Raw genomic sequence first — 24,912 nt, 5'->3', positions numbered from 1 at the left:
TCGGTGGGAGGCGACGGCGGCCGTCAGACGGCCGACTTCGTCACCGCGGGGTCGATGAGCACGTCGTCGCCGTCGATCTGGACGGCGTAGACGGGAACGGGCTCGTAGGCGGGCAGGTTCAGCGCGGCGCCGGTGCGCAGCGAGAAGCGCGAGCCGTGGGCCCAGCACTCCACGGTGTCGTCCTCGACGAACCCCTCGGCGAGCGAGATGTCGCCGTGCGTGCAGGTGTCGCCGATCGCGTGCACCTCGCCGTTCGAGTCGAGCACGACGCAGATCGGCACATCGTCGACCACGATGCGCACCGGCGCATCCTGCTCGAGTTCGCTCAGGGCGAGGACGCGCGTCGCGCTCACGCCGTCACCTCCACGGCCGCAGCGTCGCCCTGGCCGAGCTCCCGCTCGATGTCGGCGATCAGCTCGGTCTCGAGCTCGGGCAGGCCCATCCGCTGCACGACCTCGCTCAGGAAGCCCAGCACGACGAGCCGCCGCGCCTCCGCCTCGGCGATGCCGCGGGTCTGGAGGTAGAACAGCTGCTCGTCGTCGAACCGCCCCGTGGCGCTGGCGTGGCCGGCGCCCCGGATGTCGCCGATCTCGATCTCGAGGTTCGGGATCGAGTCGGCCCGGGCGCCCTCGGTCAGCACGAGGTTGCGGTTCGCCTCATACGAGTCGGTGCCCACGGCATCCCGCCCGATCAGCACGTCGCCGATCCACACGGTGTGGGCGGATGCGCCCTGCAGCGCGCTCTTGTACAGCACGTCGGCGCGGGTGTCGACGCCCTCGTGGAAGACGTACACCTGGCTCTCGAGGTGCTGCTCGGCGTCGCAGAAGCCGATGCCGTACACGTCGGCGTGGGAACCGGTGCCGGCAAGCCGCACACTGGGGTTCACGCGCACGACGCCCCCACCGAAGCTCACGACGAAGTGACGCAGCGAGCCGTCGCGGCCCACCGTCGCCTGATGCGTCGACAGATGCACCGCATCGTCCTGCCACTCCTGCACCGTCACCAGCTGGAGCTGCGCGCCGTCGCCGACGATGATCTCCACGTTCTCCGCGAGCGCGACCGAGCCACTGTGTCGCAGCACCACGGTGCCGTGAGCGTTCGGACGCGCCTCGACGACGAAGTGCTCGTGCGCGACGCCGCCGCGTCCCGTCACCTCGACGAGGATGGGTTCGGCAGGCTCGCCGTCGACCACGATGTGGCGGGCATCGGATGCCTTCGCCCACGCGATCGCGGCCGGAAGGTCCTCGGGGATGAACGCGGATCCGCGCGGCGCCTCGCCCACAGCGAGCGTGCCGGCGTCACCCGCGCTCATGCGCACGTCCACGGCCCCGGCGTCGCCGGCCTCGACGTCGAGCAGCGCGCCGATGCGGTTCATCGGCGTGTGCTTCCAGTTGACCTCACGTCCCGTGGGGGTGCCGAACTCGGTGGGGTCGTACGACCGGAACCGTTCGGAGCGGGTCTGCACCGGAGCCGCGTAACGGCGCAGGGCCGCCGCCGGATCGATGTGCGCGTGGGAGTCCTCCGTCTGAGCGACCGTGGCCTGCTCAGACGCTGTCGATGTGGCCGCCATCTAGCCGACCGATCCTTCCATGCCCATCTCGATGAGCTTGTTCAGTTCCAATGCGTATTCCATGGGCAGCTCGCGCGCGATCGGCTCGATGAAGCCGCGCACGATCATCGCCATCGCCTCATCCTCGGGAACTCCGCGCGACTGCAGGTAGAACAGCTGCTCGGCGCTGACCTTCGAAACCGTCGCCTCGTGCCCGAGCTCGACATCGTCGACGCGGATGTCGATCGCCGGATAGGTGTCGGACCGCGAGATCGTGTCGACGAGCAGAGCGTCGCAGCGCACCGTGTTCGCCGAGTGGTGCGCGTTCGGCTCGACCCGCACCTCGCCGCGGTACCCGGAGCGGCCGCCGCCGCGGGCGATCGACTTCGAGATGATCGACGACTGCGTGTACGGCGCGAGGTGGATCATCTTCGCGCCGGCGTCCTGGTGCTGGCCGGGACCGGCGAAGGCCACCGACAGGGTCTCGCCCTTGGCGTGCTCTCCGGCGAGGAAGATCGACGGGTACTTCATCGTGACCTTCGAGCCGATGTTGCCGTCGACCCATTCCATGGTCGCGCCCTCGTGCGCGATCGCGCGCTTGGTGACGAGGTTGTAGACGTTGTTCGACCAGTTCTGGATCGTCGTGTAGCGCACGCGGGCACCCTTCTTCACGATGATCTCCACGACGGCCGAGTGCAGCGAGTCCGACTTGTAGATGGGAGCGGTGCAGCCTTCGATGTAGTGGACGTACGAGTCCTCGTCGGCGATGATCAGCGTCCGCTCGAACTGCCCCATGTTCTCGGTGTTGATGCGGAAGTACGCCTGCAGCGGGATCTCCACGTGCACGCCCTTCGGCACATACACGAACGAGCCGCCCGACCACACGGCGGTGTTCAGCGCGGCGAACTTGTTGTCGCCCGCGGGGATGACGGTGCCGAAGTACTCCTCGAAGAACTCGGGGTGCTCGCGCAGCGCCGTGTCGGTGTCCATGAAGATCACGCCCTGGGCCTCCAGATCCTCGCGGATCTGGTGGTAGACGACCTCGGACTCGTACTGCGCGGCGACGCCTGCGACCAGACGCTGGCGCTCGGCCTCGGGGATGCCGAGACGCTCGTACGTCTCCCGGATGTCGGCGGGCAGCTCCTCCCAGGAGCCGGCCTGCTTCTCGGTGGAGCGCACGAAGTACTTGATGTTGTCGAAGTCGATCTCGCTGAGGTCGGCACCCCACGTGGGCATCGGCTTGCGATCGAACAGCGCGAGACCCTTCAGCCGGGTCTTCAGCATCCACTCGGGCTCGTTCTTCAGCCGCGAGATGTCGCGGACGACCGCTTCGCTGAGCCCGCGCTTGGCGCTCGCTCCGGCGGCGTCTTCGTCGTGCCAGCCGAATTCGTAGACCCCCAGGCCGTCGAGTTCGGGTCGTTCGATCAGCACATCGGACATGACGTCACACACTCTCCTCAATGGACCGCAACGGTGTCATCCGTCCCGGCATCCGCGCTCCTCCAGGGAGTGCTGGAGGAAGGATGCCGCTCTGCGGGCCCGCTCTGTCGGCGCGTTCGCGCGCCTAGACTGTCAGGGATGCCTCGCGCTGTCGCGCGCCGCATCCGACCCCTCGATTCTACAGGCACCGCCCGACCCCCGGGCCGCCCCGGCCGCCGGGCGGCCGCCCCTCTTGGAGGCTCATCACGATGTCCACCGATCTGCGCGCGTCCGAAACCCGCACCGGCAACCGGCTGTGGAACTGGCTGCCGGACCGCGTGGACCGTCGCGTGCGGGTCGCCGCGTGGATCTCGTTCGTCACCGAGGTCCTCATCATCGGCACCGGCGGGGCCGTGCGACTCACCGGCTCGGGCCTCGGCTGCGAGTGGCCGCTGTGCGCTCCCGACTCGCTCGTGCCGGTCGCCGGCATGGGCCTGCACTCGTACATCGAGTTCGGCAACCGGCTCATGACGGGGGTCGTCGGGCTCGCCGCCCTGGCCGTCCTCATCCTCAGCCTGCGGCTGCGCCGTACGCGGAGGAGCCTGTTCGTCCTGGCGCTGATCATCGTGCTCGCCGTGATCGCGCAGGCGTTCGTCGGCGGCATCACGGTGCTCACCGGGCTCAACGCCGCGATCGTCGGCTTCCACTTCTTCGCGACCCTGTTCATCGTCGCGGCGGCCGCCGCCTACCTCGCGATCGCTTATACGCCGGCGGGTCCGCGCGCGCTCGCGGTGCCGCGCTGGTACGCGATCCTCACGCACGTCACGTCGCTGTTCCTCGTGCTGACGCTCATCGTCGGCATCCTCACGACGGCATCGGGCCCGCACTCGGGCGACTCGGACGTCGTGCGCCACCTCATCGACCCCGAGATTATGGCGCACATCCACTCGATCCCCGGCTACACGCTGCTCGCCCTCGTGATCGTGCTGACGGCCACCGCATCCGTGAACAAGCTCCCCACCCTGCGCTGGGCCGCGACGCTCCTCGTCGTGCTGCTCGTACAGGTGCCGGTCGGGATCTACCAGGCGCGGATGAACCTGCCGGCACTGTCGGTCGGCATCCACATGATCCTCGCCGGGCTTTCGGTCGCGGCGATGGCGGTGCTCGTGCTGCGGCTGAAGAAGCCGGTCGAGGCGGTCGCGCCCGTCGCGGCCTGACCGCAGGTCAGAACGGCAGCAGCGGGTCGATCGCCACCGCGAGGAACAGCAGCGTCAGGTACGTGATGGACGCGTGGAACACGCGCATCGGCTTCGGGCCGGTGCCGCGCACCGCGCGGCTGTACAGCACGTGCGCCTCGTAGATGAACCAGCCGCCGAACACGACCGCCGACGCCGTGTAGACGATGCCCATCCCGGCCACCGGGATCAGCAGCAGCGAGCACGCGACGGTCGCCCACGCGAAGAGGATGACCTGCAGACCCACCTGCGAGCCGTCGCGGGTCGCGCCGAGCATCGGCACGTCGACGTCCTCGTAGTCGTCCTTGTACTTCATCGACAGCGGCCAGTAGTGCGGCGGCGTCCAGAGGAACACGACCGCGAACAGCACGAACGGCGCCCACGCGAGAGAGCCGGTCACGGCGGTCCAGCCGATCAGCACCGGGAAGCAGCCGGCGATCCCGCCCCACACGATGTTCTGCTCGGTCCGGCGCTTGAGGATGATCGTGTAGACCACGACGTAGAAGAAGATCGCCACCACCGACAGCAGCGCGGCGAGCCAGTTCGTCGTCACGAGCAGCCAGACGGTGGACGCGATCGCGAGGACCCACGAGAACACGAGCGCGCCGCGCGGCGAGACCTCGCCGGTCACGAGCGGCCGGTTCTCAGTGCGGTGCATGTGCACGTCGATGTCACGGTCGATGTACATGTTGAACGACGCCGCCGAGCCCGCCGACATCGCTCCGCCGATCACCGTGGCCGCGACGAGCCACATGTTCGGGAGCCCGCCCTGCGCCAGGAACATCACCGGAACCGTGGTCACCAGCAGCAGCTCCATCACCCGCGGCTTCGTCAGCTGCACATACGCACTGATCGTGCGGCGGATCGAGCGGGAGCCCTGGGGACGGACGGTGTGTGCCTCGGTGGCACGAGACATCGTGGTGATGGCGATCGCCTCCTGAAAACCGGCGCCGTAACCTCTCAAGTCTAGGGCATCATCCACGGCGGTCACCCGGTGTCAAGGGCCGTCACGAAGCCGTCCCGCCGGGTGCCGCTTCGCTATGCTGAAAGCACACGCGCGCCCAGCGCGAGGCCGAAAAGCACGCGCGCGCAGCGCGACGCTCTGCGGCGGCGCTTCGCTGACCGGTTGCCGGGCGCCCCTTACCTGTGAAAGGCGGCCTCGTGTCGGAACTGCGTTGGGAAGAGATCGACAAGCGTGCGGTGGACACGGTCCGTGTCCTCGCGGCGGATGCGGTGGAGAAGGTCGGCAACGGCCACCCCGGCACCGCCATGAGCCTGGCACCGGCGGCCTATCTGCTCTACCAGCGGGTCATGCGGCACGATCCCGCCGACACCACATGGATCGGGCGCGACCGGTTCGTCCTCTCCTGCGGCCATTCGTCGCTCACGCAGTACATCCAGCTGTACCTCGGCGGGTTCGGCCTCGAGCTGGAAGACCTGCAGGCGCTGCGCACCTGGGGCTCCCTGACCCCCGGTCACCCCGAGTACGGCCACACGAAGGGCGTCGAGATCACGACCGGACCCCTCGGCCAGGGCCTCGCCTCGGCCGTCGGCTTCGCCTACGCGTCCCGCTATGAGCGCGGACTGTTCGACCCGGATGCCGAACCCGGCACCAGCCCGTTCGACCACTTCGTGTACGTCATCGCGAGCGACGGCGACCTGCAGGAGGGCATCACCGCTGAGGCCTCGTCGCTGGCCGGGCACCAGGAGCTCGGCAACCTCGTGGTGATCTACGACGCGAACCAGATCTCGATCGAGGACGACACCGACGTGGCGTTCACCGAGGATGTCGCAGCCCGCTATGAGGCGTACGGCTGGCACGTGCAGACCGTCGACTGGAAGAGCACCGGCGAGTACGTCGAGGACGTCCCGGCCCTCTACGACGCGATCGAGGCGGCCAAGGCCGAGACCTCCCGCCCCTCGATCATCCTCCTCAAGACGATCATCGGCTGGCCCGCCCCCGCCAAGCAGAACACGGGCAAGATTCACGGGTCGGCGCTCGGCGCCGACGAGGTCGCCGCCACGAAGAAGGTGCTCGGCTTCGACCCGGAGAAGACGTTCGAGGTCGCCGACGACGTGCTCGCACACACGCGCGAGCTCGTCGAGCGCGGCGCCGCCGAGCACGCCGAGTGGCAGAAGGCGTTCGACGCCTGGGCCGACGCGAACCCGGAGCGCAAGGCGCTCCTGGACCGCCTCGAGGCGCGCGCCCTGCCCGACGACGTGATCGACGCCCTCCCGGTCTTCGAGGCGGGGAAGGATGTCTCGACCCGTGCCGCATCCGGTCAGGTCATCAACGCCCTCGCCGGCGTGCTCCCCGAGCTGTGGGGAGGATCGGCCGACCTCGCCGAGTCGAACAACACGACGATCAAGGGCGGCGGCTCGTTCAATCCGGTCGAGTGGTCGACGAACGAGTGGAACGCCAGCCCCTACGGGCGCGTGCTGCACTTCGGCATCCGCGAGCACGCCATGGCGGCGATCCTGAACGGCATCACGCTGCACGGGCCGACCCGCGCGTTCGGCGGCACGTTCCTCATCTTCTCCGACTATATGCGCCCCGCTGTGCGGCTGGCGGCGCTGATGGACATCCCGTCGACGTACGTGTGGACGCACGACTCCGTCGCGCTCGGCGAGGACGGGCCCACGCACCAGCCGATCGAGCAGCTCACGGCGCTGCGCGCCATCCCGAACCTCGCGGTGGTGCGTCCGGCCGATGCGAACGAGACGGCGCACGCCTGGCTGGAGATCCTGCGCCGGCACGGTGGACCCGTCGGCATCGCGCTCACCCGCCAGAACGTGCCGACGCCCGCGCGCGGCGACGGCGACGCAACTGGCGACACACTCGCCTCCGCCGCGGGCACTGCGAAGGGCGCGTACATCCTGGCCGAGGCCGCCGCCGACGTGCCCGACGTCATCATCATCGCGACCGGCTCCGAGGTGCAGCTCGCCCTGGCCGCGCGCGAGACGCTCGCCGGCGAGGGAGTCCACGCGCGCGTGGTCTCCGCGCCCTCGCTGGAGTGGTTCGCGGAGCAGGACGAGGCGTACCGCGAGCACGTGCTCCCGGCCGCGGTGACCGCCCGGGTCTCGGTCGAGGCGGGCCTGGCCCTGAGCTGGCGCGGCATCGTCGGCGACCGCGGCCGCTCGGTGTCGATCGAGCACTTCGGCGCCTCCGCCGACTACAAGACCCTGTTCGAGAAGTTCGGCATCACCGCCGACGCCGTCGTCGAGGCGGCGCGCGAGACCCTGAAGGAGAACGCATGACCACGCCTACCCAGCAGCTGTCCGACCAGGGCGTCAGCATCTGGCTCGACGACCTCTCGCGCCGCCGGATCACGACCGGGAACCTCGCCGATCTGATGAAGAACCGCAACGTCGTCGGCATCACGACGAACCCGACGATCTTCGCCACCGCCGTCAGCCACGGCGAGGGATACCAGGAGCAGATCGCGGAGCTCGCCGGCCGCGACGCATCCGCCGACGACGCGATCTTCGAGATCACTACGACCGACGTGCGCGACGCGTGCGACATCATGCGGCCGGTCTACGACAGCACCGACGGCACCGACGGCCGGGTCTCGATCGAGGTCTCCCCCGTCGTCGCGAGCGACACCGAGGCGACCATCACCCAGGCCGAGCAGCTGTGGAAGACCGTCGACCGGCCGAACGCCTTCATCAAGATCCCCGCGACCAAGGAGGGCCTCGCCGCCATCACCGCCGCGATCGCGCAGGGCATCTCGGTGAACGTGACGCTGATCTTCTCGCTCGCCCGTTACGCCGAGGTCATCGACGCGTATCTGTCCGGCCTCGAGCAGGCGCGCGCGGCCGGCCTCGATCTGTCGAAGATCCACTCCGTCGCGTCGTTCTTCGTCTCGCGCGTGGACACCGAGGTCGACAAGCGCCTCGCCGCGATCGGGACGGATGAGGCGGCCGCCCTCAAGTCGAAGGCCGGCATCGCGAACGCGCGTCTCGCCTACGAGCTGTACGAGAAGAAGTTCGCCGCCGACCGGGCACGCGACCTCGTCGCCGCCGGAGCCACGGTGCAGCGTCCGCTCTGGGCGTCCACGGGCGTGAAGGATCCGTCGCTGCCCGACACACTGTACGTCACCGAGCTCGTCGCCCCGGGTACCGTGAACACGATGCCCGAGAAGACGCTCGAGGCGGTGTTCGACCACGGCAAGATCGGGGGCGACGCCGTGACCGGGGCGTACGCCGACGCGCACCGGGTGATCGACGGCCTCGCGGCCGTCGGCGTCGACTTCGACGACGTCACGCAGGTGCTCGAGGACGAGGGCGTCGAGAAGTTCGTCGTCTCGTGGCACGAGCTGCAGGACACCGTCGCCGAGGCGCTGTCCGCCGCGCAGGACGAGGCCCAGTGAGCTTCGACATCCGCGTCACCGGGCATGTGGCGGCGGTGGTCGACGACACGCTGCCCGGGCTCGTCGCCGACCTCGTCGCATCCGGCATCACCGCACAGGACCCTGCCCTGTGGGGCGCCGACGCCGAGGCGGAGGCCGCGCAGCGCCTCGGATGGGTGAACGCCGTGTCGGTGTCGCGTCCGCTCGTCGCCGAGATCGCGGCGCTGCGGGCGGAGCTCGCCGACGCGGGTGTCACCCGGGTCGTGCTGGGCGGGATGGGCGGATCGTCGCTGGCCCCCGAGGTCATCGCCGCGACCTCCGGCGTGCCGCTCACGGTGCTCGACTCGACCGCGCCGAGCCAGGTTCTCGCCGCACTCGACGGCGACGAGCAGGGCGGTCTTGCCGAGACGGTGCTCGTCGTGTCGTCGAAGTCGGGGTCGACGGTGGAGACGGATGCGGCGAAGCGCGCCTTCGAGGCGGCCTTCCGCGACCTCGGGATCGACCCCGCGTCCCGGATCGTCGTGGTGACCGACCCCGGCTCCCCGCTCGACCGGTCGGGCACCGCCGACGGCTATCGCGTCTTCCACGCCGACCCCACCGTCGGCGGCCGATACAGCGCGCTCACGGCGTTCGGCCTCGTGCCCGCCGGGCTCGCGGGCGCCGACCTCACCGAACTCCTCGACGAGGCCGATGCCACGCTCCTCGAAGTCGCGATCGACAGTCCGGAGAATCCGGCGCTCGTGCTCGCGGCGGCGATCGCCGGCGGCTCGCCCCGCCGCGACAAGCTCGGGCTGGTCTCCGACGGCACCCACATCCAGGGCCTCCCCGACTGGATCGAGCAGCTCCTCGCCGAGTCGACCGGCAAGCAGGGAACCGGCATCCTGCCCGTCGTCCTCCTGCCGGTCTCGCCGGAGCTCGAGACGAAGCCCGCCGACCTCCAGGTGCTGCGGCTCGTCGACGAGGCCGACGAGTTCCATCTGTTCGACCGCCACGAGGGCGAGATCCTCGTCAGCGGATCGCTGGGCGCCCAGTTCGTCGTCTGGGAGTACGCCACCGCGATCGCGGGCCGCCTCCTGGGCATCGACCCGTTCGACCAGCCCGACGTGGAATCCGCCAAGGCGGCGACCCGTGGCCTGCTCGAGCGGCGCCCCGAGCCGACCGCGCCCGCGTTCGTGCAGGACGGCGTCGAGGTGCGCGTGTCCGATCAGCAGCTCGCCGCGGCGGGCACGATCGAGGGCGTCCTCGACGCGCTGTGGGCGCGCCTCGGCCCGGACGGTTACGTCGCGGTGCAGGCGTACGTCGACCGCCTCGCCCTTCCCGAGCTGGCGGGGCTGCGCGAACTCGTCGCCGCCGACGCCGGCCGCCCCACGACATTCGGATGGGGACCCCGGTTCCTGCACTCGACCGGCCAGTACCACAAGGGCGGACCGGCGACGGGCGTGTTCCTGCAGATCACCCAGCGCACCGACGTCGACGTGGAGATCCCGGGCCGACCGTTCACGTTCGCCGAGCTCATCGCCGCACAGGCGGCGGGCGACGCCGCCGTGCTCGCCGAGCACGGCCGCCCGGTCGTCACCCTCACCCTGACCGACCCGCAGTCCGAGGTGCTCGCGCTCTTCGAGGCTGCCCAGTAGGAGCGCATCCATCCATGACCGTGCAGATCTCGCGGGACAGCAATCCCCTGCGCGACCCCGACGACCGGCGCCTGAACCGCATCGCGGGCCCCAGCGCGCTCGTGATCTTCGGCGTCACGGGCGACCTGTCGCGCAAGAAGCTCATGCCCGCCGTGTACGACCTGGCCAACCGCGGCCTGCTGCCGCCGGGCTTCGCCCTCGTCGGCTTCGCGCGACGCGACTGGGAGGACCAGGACTTCGCCGAGGTGGTGTACGAGGCGGTGAAGGCACACTCCCGCACCGAGTTCCGTGAGGAGACCTGGCAGCAGCTGCTGCAGGGCATCCGGTTCGTGTCCGGCGAGTTCGACGACCCGGAGGCGTTCCGGCGGCTGCGCGAGACCGTCGAGAAGCTCGACGTCGAGCGCGGCACGATGGGCAACCACGCGTATTACCTGTCGATCCCGCCGAAGGCGTTCGCGACGGTGGCGGAGCAGCTGAAGGACTCGGGGCTCGTCGACGACACCGCCGATCAGCCCGACCGCTGGCGGCGGGTGGTGATCGAGAAGCCGTTCGGCCACGACCTCGCCTCGGCGCGGGAGCTGAACAGCGCGCTGCGCAGCGCGTTCCCCGCCGACTCGATCTTCCGCATCGACCACTACCTCGGCAAGGAGACGGTCCAGAACATCCTGGCCCTGCGGTTCGCGAACGAGCTGTACGAGCCGATCTGGAACCGCAACTACGTCGACCACGTGCAGATCACGATGGCGGAGGACATCGGCGTGGGCGGCCGCGCCGGCTATTACGACGGCATCGGAGCGGCGCGCGACGTCATCCAGAACCACCTGCTGCAACTGCTCGCCCTGACCGCGATGGAGGAGCCGATCTCGTTCGGGGCACGCGACCTGCGCACCGAGAAGGAGAAGGTGCTCGCCGCCGTCACGCTGCCCGACGACCTCTCGAAGGCCACGGCGCGCGGCCAGTACGGGGGCGGCTGGCAGGGCGGCGAGAAGGTGCGCAGCTTCCTCGACGAGGAGGGCATGGACCCGGACTCGACGACGGAGACCTACGCCGCGATCAAGCTGGGCATCAACACGCGACGCTGGGCGGACGTGCCGTTCTACCTGCGCACCGGCAAGCGGCTCGGCCGGCGTGTCACCGAGATCGCCGTCGTGTTCAAGAAGGCGCCCGAGCACCTGTTTACCCGGTCCCAGACCTCCGGCCTCGGCCAGAACGCCCTCGTGATCAGGGTGCAGCCCGACGAGGGCGTCACGATCCGGTTCGGCTCGAAGGTGCCCGGCGCGGGGACCCAGGTGCGCGATGTGACGATGGACTTCGGCTACGGCCACGCGTTCACCGAGGCGAGCCCTGAGGCGTACGAACGGCTCATCCTCGACGTGCTCCTCGGCGATCCGCCGCTGTTCCCCCGGCACGAGGAGGTCGAGCTCAGCTGGAAGATCCTCGACCCCATCGAGGAGTACTGGGCTGCCCTCGACTCATCGGCGGAGCGCGGTCCGCTCGAGCAGTACACCCCCGGCGGGTGGGGTCCCCGTTCCGCCGACGAGCTGCTGGCCCGCGACGGCCGCACGTGGAGGCGTCCATGATCATCGACCTGCCCGACACGACCGTCAGCAAGATCGCGAAGGCCCTCGTCAACGTGCGCGAAGAGGGCGGCGCCGTCGCCCTCGGCCGCGTGCTCACCCTCATCATCGTCGTCCGGCACGGCGGCGCCACGGAAGAGGTCATCGAGGCCGCGAACGACGCCTCGCGCGAGCATCCGATGCGCGTCATCGTGCTGATGAGCGACCCCCACGGACCGGATGCGGCAGACGACCCGCGCCTCGACGCGCAGATCCGCGTCGGCGGCGACGCCGGCGCGAGCGAGGTCATCGTGCTGCGCGCGTACGGGGCGGCCGGCAACAATTCGGAGAGTCTCGTCACGGGACTGCTGCTGCCGGATGCGCCGGTCGTCGCGTGGTGGCCACGGGAGACCCCGAAGCAGCCGTCGCGCTCGTCGATCGGCCGCATCGCACAGCGCCGGATCACGGATGCCGCGACACAGCCCGATCCTGCGGCGTGGGTCGCGGGCCTCGCCGGGCACTACGCCCCCGGCGACACCGACCTCGCGTGGACCCGCGTCACGCGCTGGCGAGAGCAGCTCGCCGCGGTGCTCGACCAGCCGCCGTACGAGCCGGTGACGGCCGTGGAGGTCCGCGGCGCCGCCGACTCCCCGTCCACCGCGTTCCTCGCCGCCTGGCTGCGCCTTGCGCTCGACGTGCCGGTGGACTGGACGTACCTCGACGAGTCGGAATGGGCCAGCGGCATCAAGTCGGTGCGCCTCGTGCGGCACAGCGGCGACACGCTGCTCGAGCGGCCGGAGCCGGGGGTCGCGATCCTCACGCAGCCCGGACAGCCGTCGCACGAGCTGGCCTTCCCACGGCGCAGCCTACGCGAGTGCCTCGCCGAGGAGCTCCGGAGCCTCGATCCCGACCTCCTGTATGGTCGAGTCATCACGGAGGGGTGGGCCCTCCTGGAGGGCGGTCAGCAGGATGGCTAACGGCGGAGCCGAGAAGCGGGTCGTGCTGCACGACAATCCCGACGGCCTCGCCACCGCCGTCGCCGCGCGGTTCTACGACCGCATCGGGAAGAAGGTCCGGGCCGGAAAGACGGTGCATGTCTCTCTCACCGGCGGCGGCATGGGCACGGCTGTCCTGCGGGCGGCCGCCGCGCACCCCGACCGCGGCCTCCTGGACTGGTCGTGCGTCCACTTCTGGTGGAGCGACGAGCGCTTCGTCCCGGCCGATTCGGCTGAGCGCAACGATGTGGGCGCGGACGAGGCGCTGCTGCGCCACATCGACATCCCGGCCGAGAACATCCACCGCATGGCGGCCAGCGACCAGGGTGTCGACATCTCCACAGGCGCGGAGTCCTACGCCGCGGAGCTCGCCCGGTACGCGCCCGACGATGCGACGCCGGCCGCGCAGTGGCCGTCATTCGACGTGTGCTTCCTGGGCGTCGGTCCCGACGGGCACATCGCCTCGCTCTTCCCGGATCGCCCCGAGATCGGCGTGACCGACCGCGCCGCACTCCCGGTGCACGACTCCCCCAAGCCGCCGCCGGAGCGCATCACCCTCACGCGCCCGGTGATCAACTCGTCGAAGCGCGTCTGGCTCGTCATCGCGGGCGCCGACAAGGCCGCCGCACTCGGTCTCGCGCTCGCCGGGGCGAGCTACCACAGCGTCCCGGCAGCGGGCGCGAAGGGACGCAAGCGCACGATCTTCCTCGTCGATCAGGCCGCCGCGGCGCAGGTGCCGCCCGACCTCATCGACGGCTCGTACTGACGCCGGGTCGTCTCGTCCGCGCCGGCTTACTGGCCGCGGCGCTCCCGCAGCTGCGTCAGCGCGTCCTCGAGCAGCGCCTTCGCCTCGTCGTCGGTGCGGCGCTCCTTCACATATGCGAGGTGCGTCTTGTACGGCTCGGCCTTCGACATCGCGGGCGGGTTCGTCTTGTCGCGACCGGCGGGGAGCCCGGAGTGCGGGGAGTCGATCGTGTCGGGGATCTCCTCCTCGGGGATCCCGGCGGCGAAGTAGCGGACGGTCTCATTGCCGAGGGCGTCCCAGTACGACACCGCCACGCGCTCGGCGTGGAAGCCGTGGTCCTGCTCGCCCATCGGGCCGGCGCCGACGCGGGTGCCGCGGATCGCGTTTCCTCCAGTGGCCATGTCAGAGTCCCTGCACCTTCGTCAGCAGTCCGAGCGCCACGATGGCGATGAACCATGCCAGCGCGAGGACGACGGTGAACCTGTTGAGGTTGCGCTCGGCCAGACCCGACGATCCGAGCGACGAGCTCATGCCGCCGCCGAACATGTCGGACAGGCCCCCGCCGCGTCCCTTGTGCAGGAGGATGAGCAGGGTCAGCAGCAGGCTGGTCACGCCCAGCACGACCTGCAGGACGAACTCAAGGATTTCCACGCTTCGTGCCTTTCGCGGCGGCCGCTCGGCCGCACAGAGGTCAAGTATACGGGAGGGCATGCGGCGAGGCCGGGCACGACGGCCCGGCCCCGCCGACGCTCACACCCCGACGTGCTTCTGGTAGCGAGCGATCGCGGCGAACTCGTCGACGACCAGGCTCGCCCCGCCGACGAGGGCGCCGTCGACGTCGGGCTCGCGGAGGAAGCCGGCGATGTTGCCGGACTTCACCGATCCGCCGTAGAGGATGCGCGTGCGGTCCGCGGCGTCGCCCCCGATGGCCTCGGCGACCACATCGCGGAGGGCGGCGCAGACATCCTGCGCCTGCTGCGGAGTCGCGGCCTGGCCCGAGCCGATCGCCCAGACCGGCTCGTAGGCGACGACGATGTCGGCGCCCTGCTTCACCCCGTCGAGCGCGACCCGCAGCTGGGCGACGGGAACGGCACTGGCGCCGTGCTGCTCGAGGTCCTCGGCGGTCTCGCCGACGCAGATCACCGGGATGAGCCCGTTGCGCAGCGCCGCCTGCACCTTCGCCGCCACGACGTCGTCGGTCTCGCCGTGGTAGGCACGGCGCTCGGAGTGCCCGATGATGACGTAGGTGCACTCGAGCTTGGCCAGGAAGGCTCCCGACACCTCACCGGTGTAGGCGCCGGAATCGTGTGCCGAGATGTCCTGCGCGCCGAGGGCGAACGGGATCTTGTCGGCGTCGAGCAGCGTCTGCACCGTGCGCAGGTCGGTGAACGGTGGGAACAGTGCGATCTCGACGGAGTCGGCGTCGTGCTTCGCCTCCTTGAGCGTCCAATGCAGCTTCTGCACCAGCGCGACCGCCTGCAGGTGGTCCAGGTTCATCTTCCAGTTGCCGGCGATGAGCGGCTGCCGGCGGGCGATGCCGCCGTCCGCACGGTTCACTGCTCCCATCCGAGGACCTCCAGTCCGGGCAGCTTCTTGCCCTCAAGGAATTCAAGGCTCGCTCCGCCGCCGGTCGAGATGTGCCCGAACCGGTCGTCGGAGAATCCCAGCTGACGCACCGCGGCGGCCGAGTCTCCGCCGCCGACGACCGACAGCCCCTCGACCTCGGTCAGCGCCTGGGCGACGGCCTTCGTGCCGGCGGCGAACGCCGGCATCTCGAACACTCCCATCGGACCGTTCCAGAAGACCGTGGTGCTGCTGCGGATCGCGTCGGCGAACAGCTCCGCCGTGCGGGGGCCGATGTCGAGGCCGATGCCGCCGGCGCCGAACGGGGTGTCCTCGAGCGCATCGGCGTCGGCCACGACGTGGTCGGCATCGGCGGAGAAGGATGCCGCGACCACGGCGTCGACCGGCAGCACGAGCTCGATCCCCTTCTCCCGAGCGGTCGCGATATAGCCGCGCACGGTGTCGAGCTGATCCTCCTCGAGGAGGCTCTTGCCGACCTTGTGACCCTCAGCCGCGAGGAACGTGAACATCATCCCGCCGCCGACGAGCAATTTGTCCACGCGTGGCAGCAGATGCTCGATGACACCCAGCTTGTCGCTGACCTTCGAACCGCCGAGGACGACGGTGTACGGGCGCTCCGGGTTCTCGGTCAGGCGGTCGAGCACGTCGACCTCCTTCTCGATGAGCAGGCCCGCGGCGCTCGGGAGCGTCTGCGCGAGCTCGTACACGCTCGCCTGCTTGCGGTGCACGACACCGAAGCCGTCGGACACCAGCGCGTCGCCGAGCTGCGCGAGCCGGTCGGCGAACTCCTGACGCTGCGCGTCATCCTTCGTCGTCTCCCCCGGGTTGAACCGCAGGTTCTCGATGACCGCGACCTCCCCGTCGCCGAGGCCGGCGACGGCCTCGCGGGCCGACTCCCCCACGGTGTCGCGCGCGAACGCGACGGGCTGCCCGAGCAGCTCGGACAGTCGCTGCGCCACCGGCGCGAGGCTGTACTTCGGGTCCGGCGCGCCGTCGGGCCGCCCCAGGTGGGAGCAGACCACGACGCGGGCGCCCTGGTTGATCAGGGCGTTCAGCGTGGGCAGCGACGCGCGCACGCGGCCATCGTCCGTGATGACGCCGTCCTGCAGCGGGACGTTCAGATCACAGCGGACGATGACACGCGTGCCGGCGAGCGTACCCAGTCGCGACACCAGAGTGTCGAGGGTGCGCAGAGTCATCGGGGCTCAGAGCCGCTCGGCGACGTACTCGGTCAGATCGACGAGGCGGTTCGAGTAGCCCCACTCGTTGTCGTACCACGCCGAGACCTTGGCCAGGTTGCCGCTGACGTTGGTGAGTTCGGCGTCGAAGATCGACGAGTGCGGGTTCAGCTGGATGTCGCTGGAGACGATCGGGTCCTCGGTGTACTCGAGGTAGCCCTTCAGCCGTCCGTCGGCCGCCGCTGCCTTGTAGGCCGCGTTGATCTCGTCGACGGTCAGGCCCTCGCGGCCGGTGACGATCGTGAGGTCGACGATCGAGCCGGTGGGCACGGGCACGCGATACGACGAGCCGCTGAGCTTGCCGTTCAGCTCGGGCAGGACCAGGCCGATCGCCTTCGCGGCGCCGGTGGAGGCCGGCACGATGTTGATCGCCGCGGCGCGGGCACGGCGCAGGTCCTTGTGCGGTCCGTCCTGCAGGTTCTGGTCGGCGGTGTACGCGTGCGCCGTCATCATGAAGCCGCGCTCGATGCCGAAGGCATCCTCGAACACCTTCGCGAGCGGCGCGAGGCAGTTCGTGGTGCACGACGCGTTCGAGATGACGTTCATCGTCGCCGGGTCGTAGGTGTCCTCGTTCACGCCCATCACGAACGTGCCGTCGACATCCGTGCCCGGGGCGGAGATGATGACCTTCTTGGCGCCGCCGGCGAGGTGCTTGGCCGCGTCGGAGGCTTTCGTGAAGCGGCCGGTCGACTCGATCACGATGTCGACGCCGAGCTCGCCCCAGGGGAGGTTCGCCGGGTCGCGCTCCTCGAAGACCTTGATCGTCTTGCCGCCGACCGTGATGGCGTCGCCGTCGTAGCTGACGTCCTGTCCGAGGGGGCCACCGACCGAGTCGTACTTCAGCAGGTGGGCGAGGGTCTTGTTGTCCGTGAGGTCGTTGACGTCGACGATGTCGAGGTCAGCTCCCTGCGCGAGCGCGGCCCGGAGGAAATTGCGTCCGATGCGGCCGAAGCCGTTGATTCCGATCTTGACGGTCACGGAATGTCTCCCAGATGTTCATGCGCGAATGCGCGGATTATCACGGAGGGACCACGGCGTCCCGACGGAAGCCCCGCCGGGACGCCCGCACTGGCTATGACAGTACCAGCAGCCCCGAGGTCTTCTCACGCGCGGCGTCGAAGCGTGACGCGACGTTCTGCCAGTTCGCGATGTTCCACACCGCCTTGACGTAGTCGGCCTTCACGTTGAGGTAATCGAGGTAGAACGCGTGCTCCCACATGTCGAGCTGGAACAGCGGCACCGTGCCCTGCGCGGTGTTGCTCTGCTGGTCGAACAGCTGCTGGATGATGAGCTGCTCGCCGATCGGGTCCCAGCTGAGCACCGCCCAGCCCGAGCCCTGGATCCCGGTCGCCGCGGCCGTGAAGTGCGCCTGGAACTTCTCGAAGCCGCCGAAGAACTCGTCGATCGCGGCCTTCAGCTCGCCTTCGGGCTGACCTCCGCCGTTCGGCGACAGGTTGGTCCAGAAGATGGAGTGGTTGACGTGCCCGCCCAGGTTGAAGGCGAGGTCCTTCTCGAACTTGTTGACACCCGAGAGGTCGCCAGACTCGCGCGCCTCGGCCAGCTTGTCGAGAGCGGTGTTCGCGCCGTCGACATACGCCTTGTGGTGCTTGTCGTGGTGCAGCTGCATGATCTTGCCGCTGATGTGCGGCTCGAGAGCTGCGTAGTCGTACGGGAGGTCGGGCAGCGTGTACTTCGCCATGTTCTCTTCTTCCTGTCGGCGCCGCACCGAAGACGGAGACGGTTCGCTCCCTGGAGCGGCGAGGATGACGTCTTCATCCTACTGAGCGACAACACCGCCGGCAGGGGGTTGCTTCCCCGATGACGCGGCGTTAGCCAAGGGGCCGAGCGGCGGCGTCAGTCCGTCATGCCGGCGGGGACGGCCGATTCGGTGCCGGGGATCCCCTCGGCCTCCGCCTTCTTGTCGGCCATCGCGAGCAGGCGCCGGATGCGTCCCGCGACGGCGTCCTTCGTCAGCGGAGGGTCGGCGTGGTGGCCGAGCTCGTCGAGGCTCGCGTCGCGGTGCTCGAGGCGCAGGCGTCCCGCTTCGCCGAGATGATCGGGCACCTCGTCGCCGAGGATCTCCAGCGCGCGCTCCACGCGTGCGCATGCGGCGACCGCCGCCTGCGCGGAGCGGCGCAGGTTGGCGTCGTCGAAGTTCACGAGCCGGTTGACACCGGCGCGCACCTCGCGGCGCTGCCGCATCTGGTCCCACGCGGCTGCCGCGCGCGCCGCGCCCATCGCTGCGAGGGCGGCGCGGATGGCCTCGCCGTCGCGCACCACGACCCGTGGGATGCCGCGCACCTCGCGGGCCTTCGCGGCCACGCCGAGCCGGTGCGCCGCCCCGACGAGGGCCATGGCTGCCTCCGACGACGGGCAGGAGATCTCCAGCGCGGCCGAGCGACCCGGGTCGGTGAGCGTGCCGGCGGCGAGGAACGCCCCGCGCCACACGGCGGCGAGATCGGGACGCGACCCCGTCGTGAGCCGGTTCGGCAGCCCCCGGACGGGCCGGCGGCGCTGGTCGAGCAGTCCCGTCTGGCGGGCGAGCGTCTCCCCCGCCTCGATGACCCGCACGGCGTAGCGCGCGCCGCCCGACGCGGATCCGCCCTGCACCTGCACGAGCTCGGGTCGCACGCCGTAGAGCTCGACGAGCTCGCGTGCGATGCGCCGAGCCAACGCATCCGAATCCACCTCCGCCTCGACGGCGACCCGGTTCGCGATGGAGTGCAGTCCGCCGGAGAACCGCAGCAGCGCCGTCAGCTCGGCGACCCGCGCCGTCGGCCGGGGGTCTCGCAGGGCGATGAGCTCTGCCTTCACGTCGGCGGTCAGGGGCACGGTACTCCTTGCAACAGGGGATCGGAACGGGGTGGACGACGCTCCAGCCTACCCGCGCTACTCCCGTCCCAAGTCCCGATGGGCGACCCGCACCGCGACGCCCGGCGTTCCGCGCAGCCGCTCCGCGAGCGCCCCCGCCATCGCGACCGATCGGTGCTTGCCGCCCGTGCATCCGACCGCGATCACACTGTGCCGCTTGTTCTCGCGCTGATAGCCGGCGAGAACCGGGATGAGCGCCGCGCTGTACGCGTCGAGGAACGCCTCCGCGCCCTCCTGCGCGAACACGTAGTCGCGCACTTCCTCGTCCTCGCCGTTCAGCCCCCGCAGCGCGTCCTCCCAGTACGGATTGGGCAGGAACCTCATGTCGACGACCATGTCGGCGTCCACGGGAAGGCCGTACTTGAACCCGAAGCTCTGGATCGTGAGGGTGTGCCGCGCCGATCCGCTGGCGCTGAACAGCTCCACGACGTGCGTCGCGAGCTGGTGGATGTTGAAGTCCGACGTGTCGATCACGATGTCGGCGCTCTCCCGGATCGAGGCGAGGCGCTCGCGCTCCCGGCGGATGCCGTCGACGATGGTGCCGTCGCCCTGCAGCGGGTGCGGGCGCCGCACCGCCTCGTAGCGGCGCACGAGCACGTCGTCTGAGGCGTCGAGGAACACGACGCGCAGCTTCTCGCGCGCTTCGCGCAGCGCCCGCGTCACCTCGGGGAGCTCCGTGAACAGGCTGCCGCCGCGCACGTCGACGACGGCGGCGACCCGCGGCAGAGCGCCGGCGGCGAGACCCGAGAAGTCGAGCAGCGGCTTGAGCATCTGCGGCGGCAGATTGTCCACCACGTACCAGCCCATGTCCTCGAGCGCGTTCGCGACGGTCGAACGGCCGGCTCCCGACATCCCGGTGACGATGAGGATCTCACCGGCCTCGTGCTGGTCGGTCTCTGCCCCTGGTCCGCCGGCCATTGCTCCCCCGATCGTGTCGGTTCCAGCCTATCGAGCGGCGCTATCCCTGCGCCAAGCGCGTGTGCACCGCCGTCGCGAGCGTCGGGCCGATCCCCGGAAGCTGCGCGATCTCGTCCGGTGTGGCGGCGCGGAGATTCGTCACCGATCCGAAGTGGCGCAGGAGCGCCCGGATGCGGGCGGGACCGAGTCCGGGAACCTCGGCGAGCACCGTCGTGATGTCGCGCTTGCGGCGCTTGCGCTGATGCGTGATGGCGAACCGGTGAGCCTCGTCGCGCAGGCGCTGCAGCAGGTACAGCGCCTCCGAGGTGCGCGGCAGGATCACCGGGAAGTCCTGCCCGGGCAGCCACACCTCCTCGAGACGCTTGGCGATGCCGCAGAGGGCGATCTCGGGATGCCCGGCGTCGGCGAGGGCCCGGGCGGCTGCGGCGACCTGCGGCTGCCCGCCGTCGACGACGAGCAGCTGGGGCGGGTAAGCGAAGCGGCGCTTCTTCGCCGCCTCCTCGCCCTCCTCCGGCTCGGGACGGTCGAGATGGGCCAGCCGACGGGTGAGCACCTGGTTCATCGAATCGGTGTCGTCGGTGGTCTCGGCGACGCTGAACGAGCGGTACTGGTCCTTGCGCGGCAGGCCGTCTTCGAAGACCACCATCGAGGCGACCACGTTCGTGCCCGACAGGTGGGAGATGTCGAAGCACTCGATGCGCAGCGGCGCCTCGGCGAGGCCCAGTGCCTCCTGCAGGTCGGTGAGCGCCTGCGTGCGGGCGACGTAGTCGCTCGTGCGGCGCGTCTTGTGCAGCATGAGCGCCTGCTTCGCGTTCAGCGTCGCGGTCTTCATCAGCTCGGCCTTCCGCCCGCGCTGGGCGACCGAGATCGTCACCTTGCGACCGCGGCGCGCGCGGAGCCACTCCTCGAGCTCGGCGGCGTCGTCGGGCAGGGCGGGGACCAGGATCTGACGCGGGATGTCGGCGGCCGCCGCGTCGCCGTACACCCGCTGCAGCACCTGGCCGACGAGGTCGGCGCCGGCGATGTCGATCTCCTTCTCGATCGTGGTGGCCTTCACCCCGCGCACACGACCGCCGCGCACGACGAAGTGCTGCACCGCCGCGGCGAGCTCGTCCTCCGCGATGCCGAACAGGTCGGCGTCCATGTCGGAGGCGAGCACAAGAGCGCTCTTGCTGAGCACCGCGTCGATCGACTGGAGCTTGTCGCGGTAGCCGGCGGCCGCCTCGTAGTCGAGGGCGGCGGCGGCCTCGGCCATCCGTCGTGTCAGTTCGGTGCGGAACCGTTCGTCACTCCCCGACAGGAACGCGACGAAGTCCTCCACGATCGCGCGGTGCTCCTCGATCGTGACCTTCATCGAGCACGGCCCGCCGCAGCGGCCGATCTGCCCGGGGAAGCACGGCCGCCCGGTGGCCATCGCCTTCTTGTACGACGAGTCGCTGCAGGTGCGGATCGGGAAGACCTTGATCATCAGGTCGATCGTGTCGTGCACCGCCCACACCTTCGGGTACGGCCCGAAGTACTTCGCTCCCTTGATGTTGTGGTTCCGGGTGACGATCACGCGGGGCGCCTCGTCGGCCATCGTCACCGCGAGGTACGGGTAGGACTTGTCGTCCTTGTACCGCACGTTGAAGGGCGGCTTGTACTCCTGGATCCACATGAACTCCAGCTGCAGCGCCTCGACATCGCTGCTCACCACGGTCCACTCCACCGAGGCGGCGGTCGTCACCATGCGGCGGGTGCGTTCGTGCAGCGTGTGCAGCGGGGCGAAGTAGTTGGAGAGCCGGGCGCGCAGGCTCTTCGCCTTGCCCACATAGAGGATGCGTCCGTGGGCGTCGCGGAACCGGTACACGCCCGGATCGGTCGGGATCTCCCCCTGCTTCGGCTTGTAGGGCAGCTGGTCGGCCATCCCTCAGCCGGCCTTGCGCTGCGACGCGGCGGGCTCCAGGATCTCGGCGAGGAACGCCCCAGTGTGCGATTCGTCGACGAGGGCGACCTGCTCGGGGGTGCCCGTCGCGACGATCGTGCCGCCGCCGAATCCTCCCTCGGGACCGAGATCGACGATCCAGTCGGCCGACTTGATGACGTCGAGGTTGTGCTCGATGACGATGACGGTGTTGCCCTTGTCGACGAGTCCGTTCAGCACCTCGAGGAGCCGCCGCACGTCTTCGAAGTGCAGGCCGGTCGTCGGCTCGTCGAGCACGTACACCGAGCGCCCGTTGGAACGGCGCTGCAGCTCGGTCGCGAGCTTCACACGCTGCGCCTCGCCGCCGGAGAGCGTCGTGGCCGACTGGCCGAGCCGAACGTAGCCGAGTCCGACGTCGACGAGCGTGCGCAGGTAGCGGTGGATCGCCTGGATCGGCTCGAAGAACTCCGCCGCCTCGCTGATCGGCATCTCGAGCACCTCGGCGATGTTCTTGCCCTTGTAGTGCACCGCGAGCGTGTCGCGGTTGTACCGCTTGCCGTGGCACACCTCGCAGTCGACGTACACGTCGGGCAGGAAGTTCATCTCGATCTTGATCGTGCCGTCGCCCGAGCACGCCTCGCAGCGCCCACCCTTGACGTTGAAGCTGAACCGGCCGGGGCGGTAGCCGCGGGCCTTCGCCTCGGGGGTCTCGCTGAAGAGGGTCCGGATCCGGTCGAACACACCCGTGTACGTCGCGGGGTTCGACCGCGGCGTGCGGCCGATCGGCGCCTGGTCGACGTGCACGACCTTGTCGAGGTCGTCGAGACCGCTGACGCGCGTGTGCTTGCCCGGCACCGTGCGGGCCCCGTTGAGACGGGAAGCGAGCACCTGGTACAGGATGTCGTTGACCAGCGACGACTTCCCCGAACCGCTCACCCCGGTGACGGCGGTGAGCACGCCGAGCGGGAAGTCGGCGGTGACGTTCTTCAGGTTGTTCTCGCGCGCGCCCACGACGCTCAGCTGGCGCTTCTTGTCGATCTTGCGGCGCTTGGCGGGAATCGGGATCTCGCGACGCCCGGAGAGGTAGTCGCCGGTGAGCGACGTGCGCTCCTTCAGCAGCGACTCCAGGGGCCCGGAGTGCACGACGGTGCCGCCCTCGACGCCCGCGCGCGGGCCGATGTCGACCACCCAGTCGGCCGCGTGGATCGTCTCCTCGTCGTGCTCGACGACGATGAGCGTGTTGCCGAGGTCGCGGAGGGTGAGGAGCGTCTCGATGAGACGGCGGTTGTCGCGCTGATGCAGGCCGATCGAGGGCTCGTCGAGCACGTACAGCACTCCCGTGAGCCCCGAGCCGATCTGCGTCGCGAGGCGGATGCGCTGGGCCTCACCGCCCGACAGCGATCCGGCCGAGCGGCCGAGGTTCAGGTAGTTCAGGCCGACCTGGATGAGGAAGTCGAGGCGGAGCCTGATCTCCCGCAGCACCTGTGCGGCGATCTTCGCCTCCCGCTCGGTGAGCACGAGGTTCGCGAAGTACTCCTGCGCGTCGGCGAGGCTCATCCGCGAGGCCTCGGCGATCGAGTGGCCGTGCACCTTGACCGCGAGCACCTCGGGCTTGAGCCGGTCGCCGTCGCACACGGCGCACGGCACCTCGCGGAGGAACTCCGCCCAGCGCTGCCGCTGCGTGTCGGACTCGGCCTGCATGTACTGCCGCTCGATGTACGGCACCACGCCTTCGAAGCCCGACGTGTACCTCATCTCCCGGCCGTAGCGGTTCTTCCACTTGACGGTGACCTTGTAGTTGTCGCCGTGCAGCACCGCGTCGCGCACATCCTGCGGCAGCATGCGCCAGGGGGTGTCGAGCGAGAAGCCGAGGTCGTCGGCGAGCCCCTCGAGCAGCCGCTCGTAGTACTGGAAGAGGCCCTTGCCCTGGGTGGTCCATGGGATGATGACGCCCTCGCGGATGGAGAGGTCCTCATCGGCGAGCATGAGCTCGACGTCGACCGACATCCGGGTGCCGAGGCCCGAGCACGTGGGGCACGCGCCGAACGGGGCGTTGAACGAGAACGTGCGCGGCTCGATCTCGGTCAGCTGCAGGGGGTGGCCGTTCGGGCAGGCGAGCTTCTCGGAGAAGCTCTGCCACGCGGCATCCCCCTCCTCGTCGACGAAGTTGACCTGCATGATCCCGTCGGCGAGGCCCAGGGCGGTCTCGACGGAGTCGGTGACGCGGCTGAGGATCTCGGGTCCGGCGACGAGGCGGTCGACGACCACCGCGATGTCGTGCTTGTAGCTCTTCTTGAGTGTCGGCGGCTCGGCGAGCTGCACGAGGTCGCCGTCGACCACGGCACGCGCGTAGCCCTTCGCCGAGAGCTCCTTGAAGAGGTCGACGAACTCCCCCTTCTTCTGGGTGATGACGGGGGCGACGATCTGGTAGCGGGTGCGCTCCGGCAGCTCCATGAGCTGGTCGGCGATCTGCTGCACGGTCTGCCGCTGGATGACCTCGCCGCAGACGGGACAGTGCGGCACGCCGATGCGCGCCCACAGCAGTCGCATGTAGTCGTGGATCTCGGTGATCGTGCCGACCGTCGAGCGCGGGTTGCGGTTCGTCGACTTCTGGTCGATCGACACCGCGGGGCTGAGCCCCTCGATGAAGTCGACGTCGGGCCGGTCGACCTGGCCGAGGAACTGCCGGGCGTACGCGCTCAGCGACTCGACGTACCGCCGCTGCCCCTCGGCGAAGATCGTGTCGAACGCGAGGCTGGACTTGCCCGAGCCGGAGAGGCCGGTGAACACGACCAGCGAGTCGCGCGGGATGTCGAGGTCGACGTTCTGCAGATTGTGCACGCGGGCGCCGCGCACGCTGAGCTTTCCCGAGGTGTGAGCGGAGGAGGCGACTGGGATGATGGGCACCGATCA

Annotated in this window: 21 protein-coding genes; 7 read left to right on the top strand and 14 right to left on the bottom strand. The window is 69.8% G+C overall.

Annotated elements, in window-relative coordinates:
• Positions 1-23: 23 nt before the first annotated feature.
• Genes AC3RX1_RS07585 through sufB form a run of 3 tightly spaced genes read right to left on the bottom strand, consistent with a single transcriptional unit; the run spans position 24 to position 2,989 of the window.
• Positions 24-353 carry a non-heme iron oxygenase ferredoxin subunit gene (locus AC3RX1_RS07585; protein ID WP_491500622.1) on the bottom strand — a complete coding sequence of 110 codons (330 nt, stop codon included), beginning with the start codon at positions 351-353 and terminating at the stop codon, positions 24-26.
• Positions 350-1,570: a Fe-S cluster assembly protein SufD gene (gene sufD / locus AC3RX1_RS07580; RefSeq protein WP_491500621.1), complete on the bottom strand. Its 1,221-nt coding sequence runs from the start codon at positions 1,568-1,570 to the stop codon at positions 350-352. Before sufD ends, AC3RX1_RS07585 begins: the two co-directional genes overlap by 4 nt.
• Positions 1,571-2,989, bottom strand: coding sequence for a Fe-S cluster assembly protein SufB (gene sufB, locus AC3RX1_RS07575; protein WP_491500620.1), 1,419 nt, complete (start codon positions 2,987-2,989; stop codon positions 1,571-1,573).
• Between the two features lie 248 nt (positions 2,990-3,237).
• Here sufB and AC3RX1_RS07570 point away from each other — a divergent pair, with 248 nt between their 5' ends.
• Positions 3,238-4,185 carry a COX15/CtaA family protein gene (locus AC3RX1_RS07570; protein WP_491500619.1) on the top strand — a complete coding sequence of 316 codons (948 nt, stop codon included), beginning with the start codon at positions 3,238-3,240 and terminating at the stop codon, positions 4,183-4,185.
• 7 nt (positions 4,186-4,192) lie between these two features.
• Here the strand turns inward: AC3RX1_RS07570 and AC3RX1_RS07565 are convergent, their stop codons facing one another.
• Complete coding sequence (locus tag AC3RX1_RS07565; protein ID WP_491501005.1) at positions 4,193-5,119, bottom strand: heme o synthase; 927 nt, start codon at positions 5,117-5,119, stop codon at positions 4,193-4,195.
• Between the two features lie 245 nt (positions 5,120-5,364).
• Here AC3RX1_RS07565 and tkt point away from each other — a divergent pair, with 245 nt between their 5' ends.
• From tkt to pgl, 6 genes are read left to right on the top strand one after another with little or no spacing between them, the layout of a single operon-like run.
• A complete protein-coding gene (gene tkt / locus AC3RX1_RS07560) occupies positions 5,365-7,461 on the top strand; it encodes a transketolase (protein WP_491500618.1) in 2,097 nt (698 codons plus the stop codon).
• Positions 7,458-8,576, top strand: a complete 1,119-nt coding sequence (gene tal, locus AC3RX1_RS07555; protein ID WP_491500617.1) for a transaldolase — start codon at positions 7,458-7,460, stop codon at positions 8,574-8,576. The genes tkt and tal overlap by 4 nt, the downstream gene beginning before the upstream one ends.
• Positions 8,573-10,189: a phosphoglucose isomerase-related protein gene (locus AC3RX1_RS07550; protein ID WP_491500616.1), complete on the top strand. Its 1,617-nt coding sequence runs from the start codon at positions 8,573-8,575 to the stop codon at positions 10,187-10,189. Before tal ends, AC3RX1_RS07550 begins: the two co-directional genes overlap by 4 nt.
• Positions 10,190-10,203: 14 nt before the next feature.
• Positions 10,204-11,769 carry a glucose-6-phosphate dehydrogenase gene (gene zwf / locus AC3RX1_RS07545; protein ID WP_491500615.1) on the top strand — a complete coding sequence of 522 codons (1,566 nt, stop codon included), beginning with the start codon at positions 10,204-10,206 and terminating at the stop codon, positions 11,767-11,769.
• Entirely contained in the window at positions 11,766-12,722 is a 957-nt protein-coding gene (locus tag AC3RX1_RS07540) for a glucose-6-phosphate dehydrogenase assembly protein OpcA (protein ID WP_491500614.1), read from the top strand. Before zwf ends, AC3RX1_RS07540 begins: the two co-directional genes overlap by 4 nt.
• On the top strand, positions 12,715-13,506 hold the full coding sequence (gene pgl / locus AC3RX1_RS07535) for a 6-phosphogluconolactonase (protein WP_491500613.1): 792 nt from the start codon (positions 12,715-12,717) through the stop codon (positions 13,504-13,506). Before AC3RX1_RS07540 ends, pgl begins: the two co-directional genes overlap by 8 nt.
• Positions 13,507-13,532: 26 nt before the next feature.
• Here pgl and AC3RX1_RS07530 read toward each other — a convergent pair whose 3' ends face one another.
• The 10 genes from AC3RX1_RS07530 to uvrA form a co-directional block, all read right to left on the bottom strand.
• Positions 13,533-13,886, bottom strand: a complete 354-nt coding sequence (locus tag AC3RX1_RS07530) for an RNA polymerase-binding protein RbpA (RefSeq protein ID WP_491500612.1) — start codon at positions 13,884-13,886, stop codon at positions 13,533-13,535.
• A gap of 1 nt (position 13,887) precedes the next feature.
• On the bottom strand, positions 13,888-14,136 hold the full coding sequence (gene secG / locus AC3RX1_RS07525; protein ID WP_491500611.1) for a preprotein translocase subunit SecG: 249 nt from the start codon (positions 14,134-14,136) through the stop codon (positions 13,888-13,890).
• Positions 14,137-14,235: 99 nt separating this feature from the next.
• On the bottom strand, positions 14,236-15,042 hold the full coding sequence (tpiA, locus tag AC3RX1_RS07520) for a triose-phosphate isomerase (protein ID WP_498239224.1): 807 nt from the start codon (positions 15,040-15,042) through the stop codon (positions 14,236-14,238).
• Entirely contained in the window at positions 15,039-16,268 is a 1,230-nt protein-coding gene (locus AC3RX1_RS07515; RefSeq protein ID WP_491500609.1) for a phosphoglycerate kinase, read from the bottom strand. Before AC3RX1_RS07515 ends, tpiA begins: the two co-directional genes overlap by 4 nt.
• Before the next feature lie 6 nt (positions 16,269-16,274).
• On the bottom strand, positions 16,275-17,285 hold the full coding sequence (gene gap, locus AC3RX1_RS07510) for a type I glyceraldehyde-3-phosphate dehydrogenase (protein ID WP_491500608.1): 1,011 nt from the start codon (positions 17,283-17,285) through the stop codon (positions 16,275-16,277).
• Positions 17,286-17,379: 94 nt separating this feature from the next.
• Positions 17,380-18,006, bottom strand: a complete 627-nt coding sequence (locus tag AC3RX1_RS07505) for a superoxide dismutase (protein ID WP_491500607.1) — start codon at positions 18,004-18,006, stop codon at positions 17,380-17,382.
• Positions 18,007-18,161: 155 nt separating this feature from the next.
• On the bottom strand, positions 18,162-19,139 hold the full coding sequence (gene whiA / locus AC3RX1_RS07500) for a DNA-binding protein WhiA (RefSeq protein ID WP_491500606.1): 978 nt from the start codon (positions 19,137-19,139) through the stop codon (positions 18,162-18,164).
• 57 nt (positions 19,140-19,196) lie between these two features.
• Positions 19,197-20,096 carry an RNase adapter RapZ gene (gene rapZ / locus AC3RX1_RS07495; RefSeq protein WP_491500605.1) on the bottom strand — a complete coding sequence of 300 codons (900 nt, stop codon included), beginning with the start codon at positions 20,094-20,096 and terminating at the stop codon, positions 19,197-19,199.
• Between the two features lie 40 nt (positions 20,097-20,136).
• The gene (gene uvrC / locus AC3RX1_RS07490) at positions 20,137-22,002 is read right to left on the bottom strand and encodes an excinuclease ABC subunit UvrC (RefSeq protein ID WP_491500604.1); all 1,866 of its coding nucleotides are present in this window, start codon (positions 22,000-22,002) and stop codon (positions 20,137-20,139) included.
• Positions 22,003-22,005: 3 nt separating this feature from the next.
• Positions 22,006-24,906 (bottom strand): excinuclease ABC subunit UvrA, encoded by a 2,901-nt coding sequence (gene uvrA, locus AC3RX1_RS07485; RefSeq protein WP_491500603.1) that lies wholly within the window; start codon positions 24,904-24,906, stop codon positions 22,006-22,008.
• Between the last annotated feature and the right edge of the window lie 6 nt (positions 24,907-24,912).

The sequence above is a fragment of the Microbacterium altimontanum genome, from assembly GCF_058349865.2.
The sequence above is the reverse complement of the archived record's forward strand: the minus strand, read 5'-3'. Positions and strand labels throughout refer to the sequence as shown.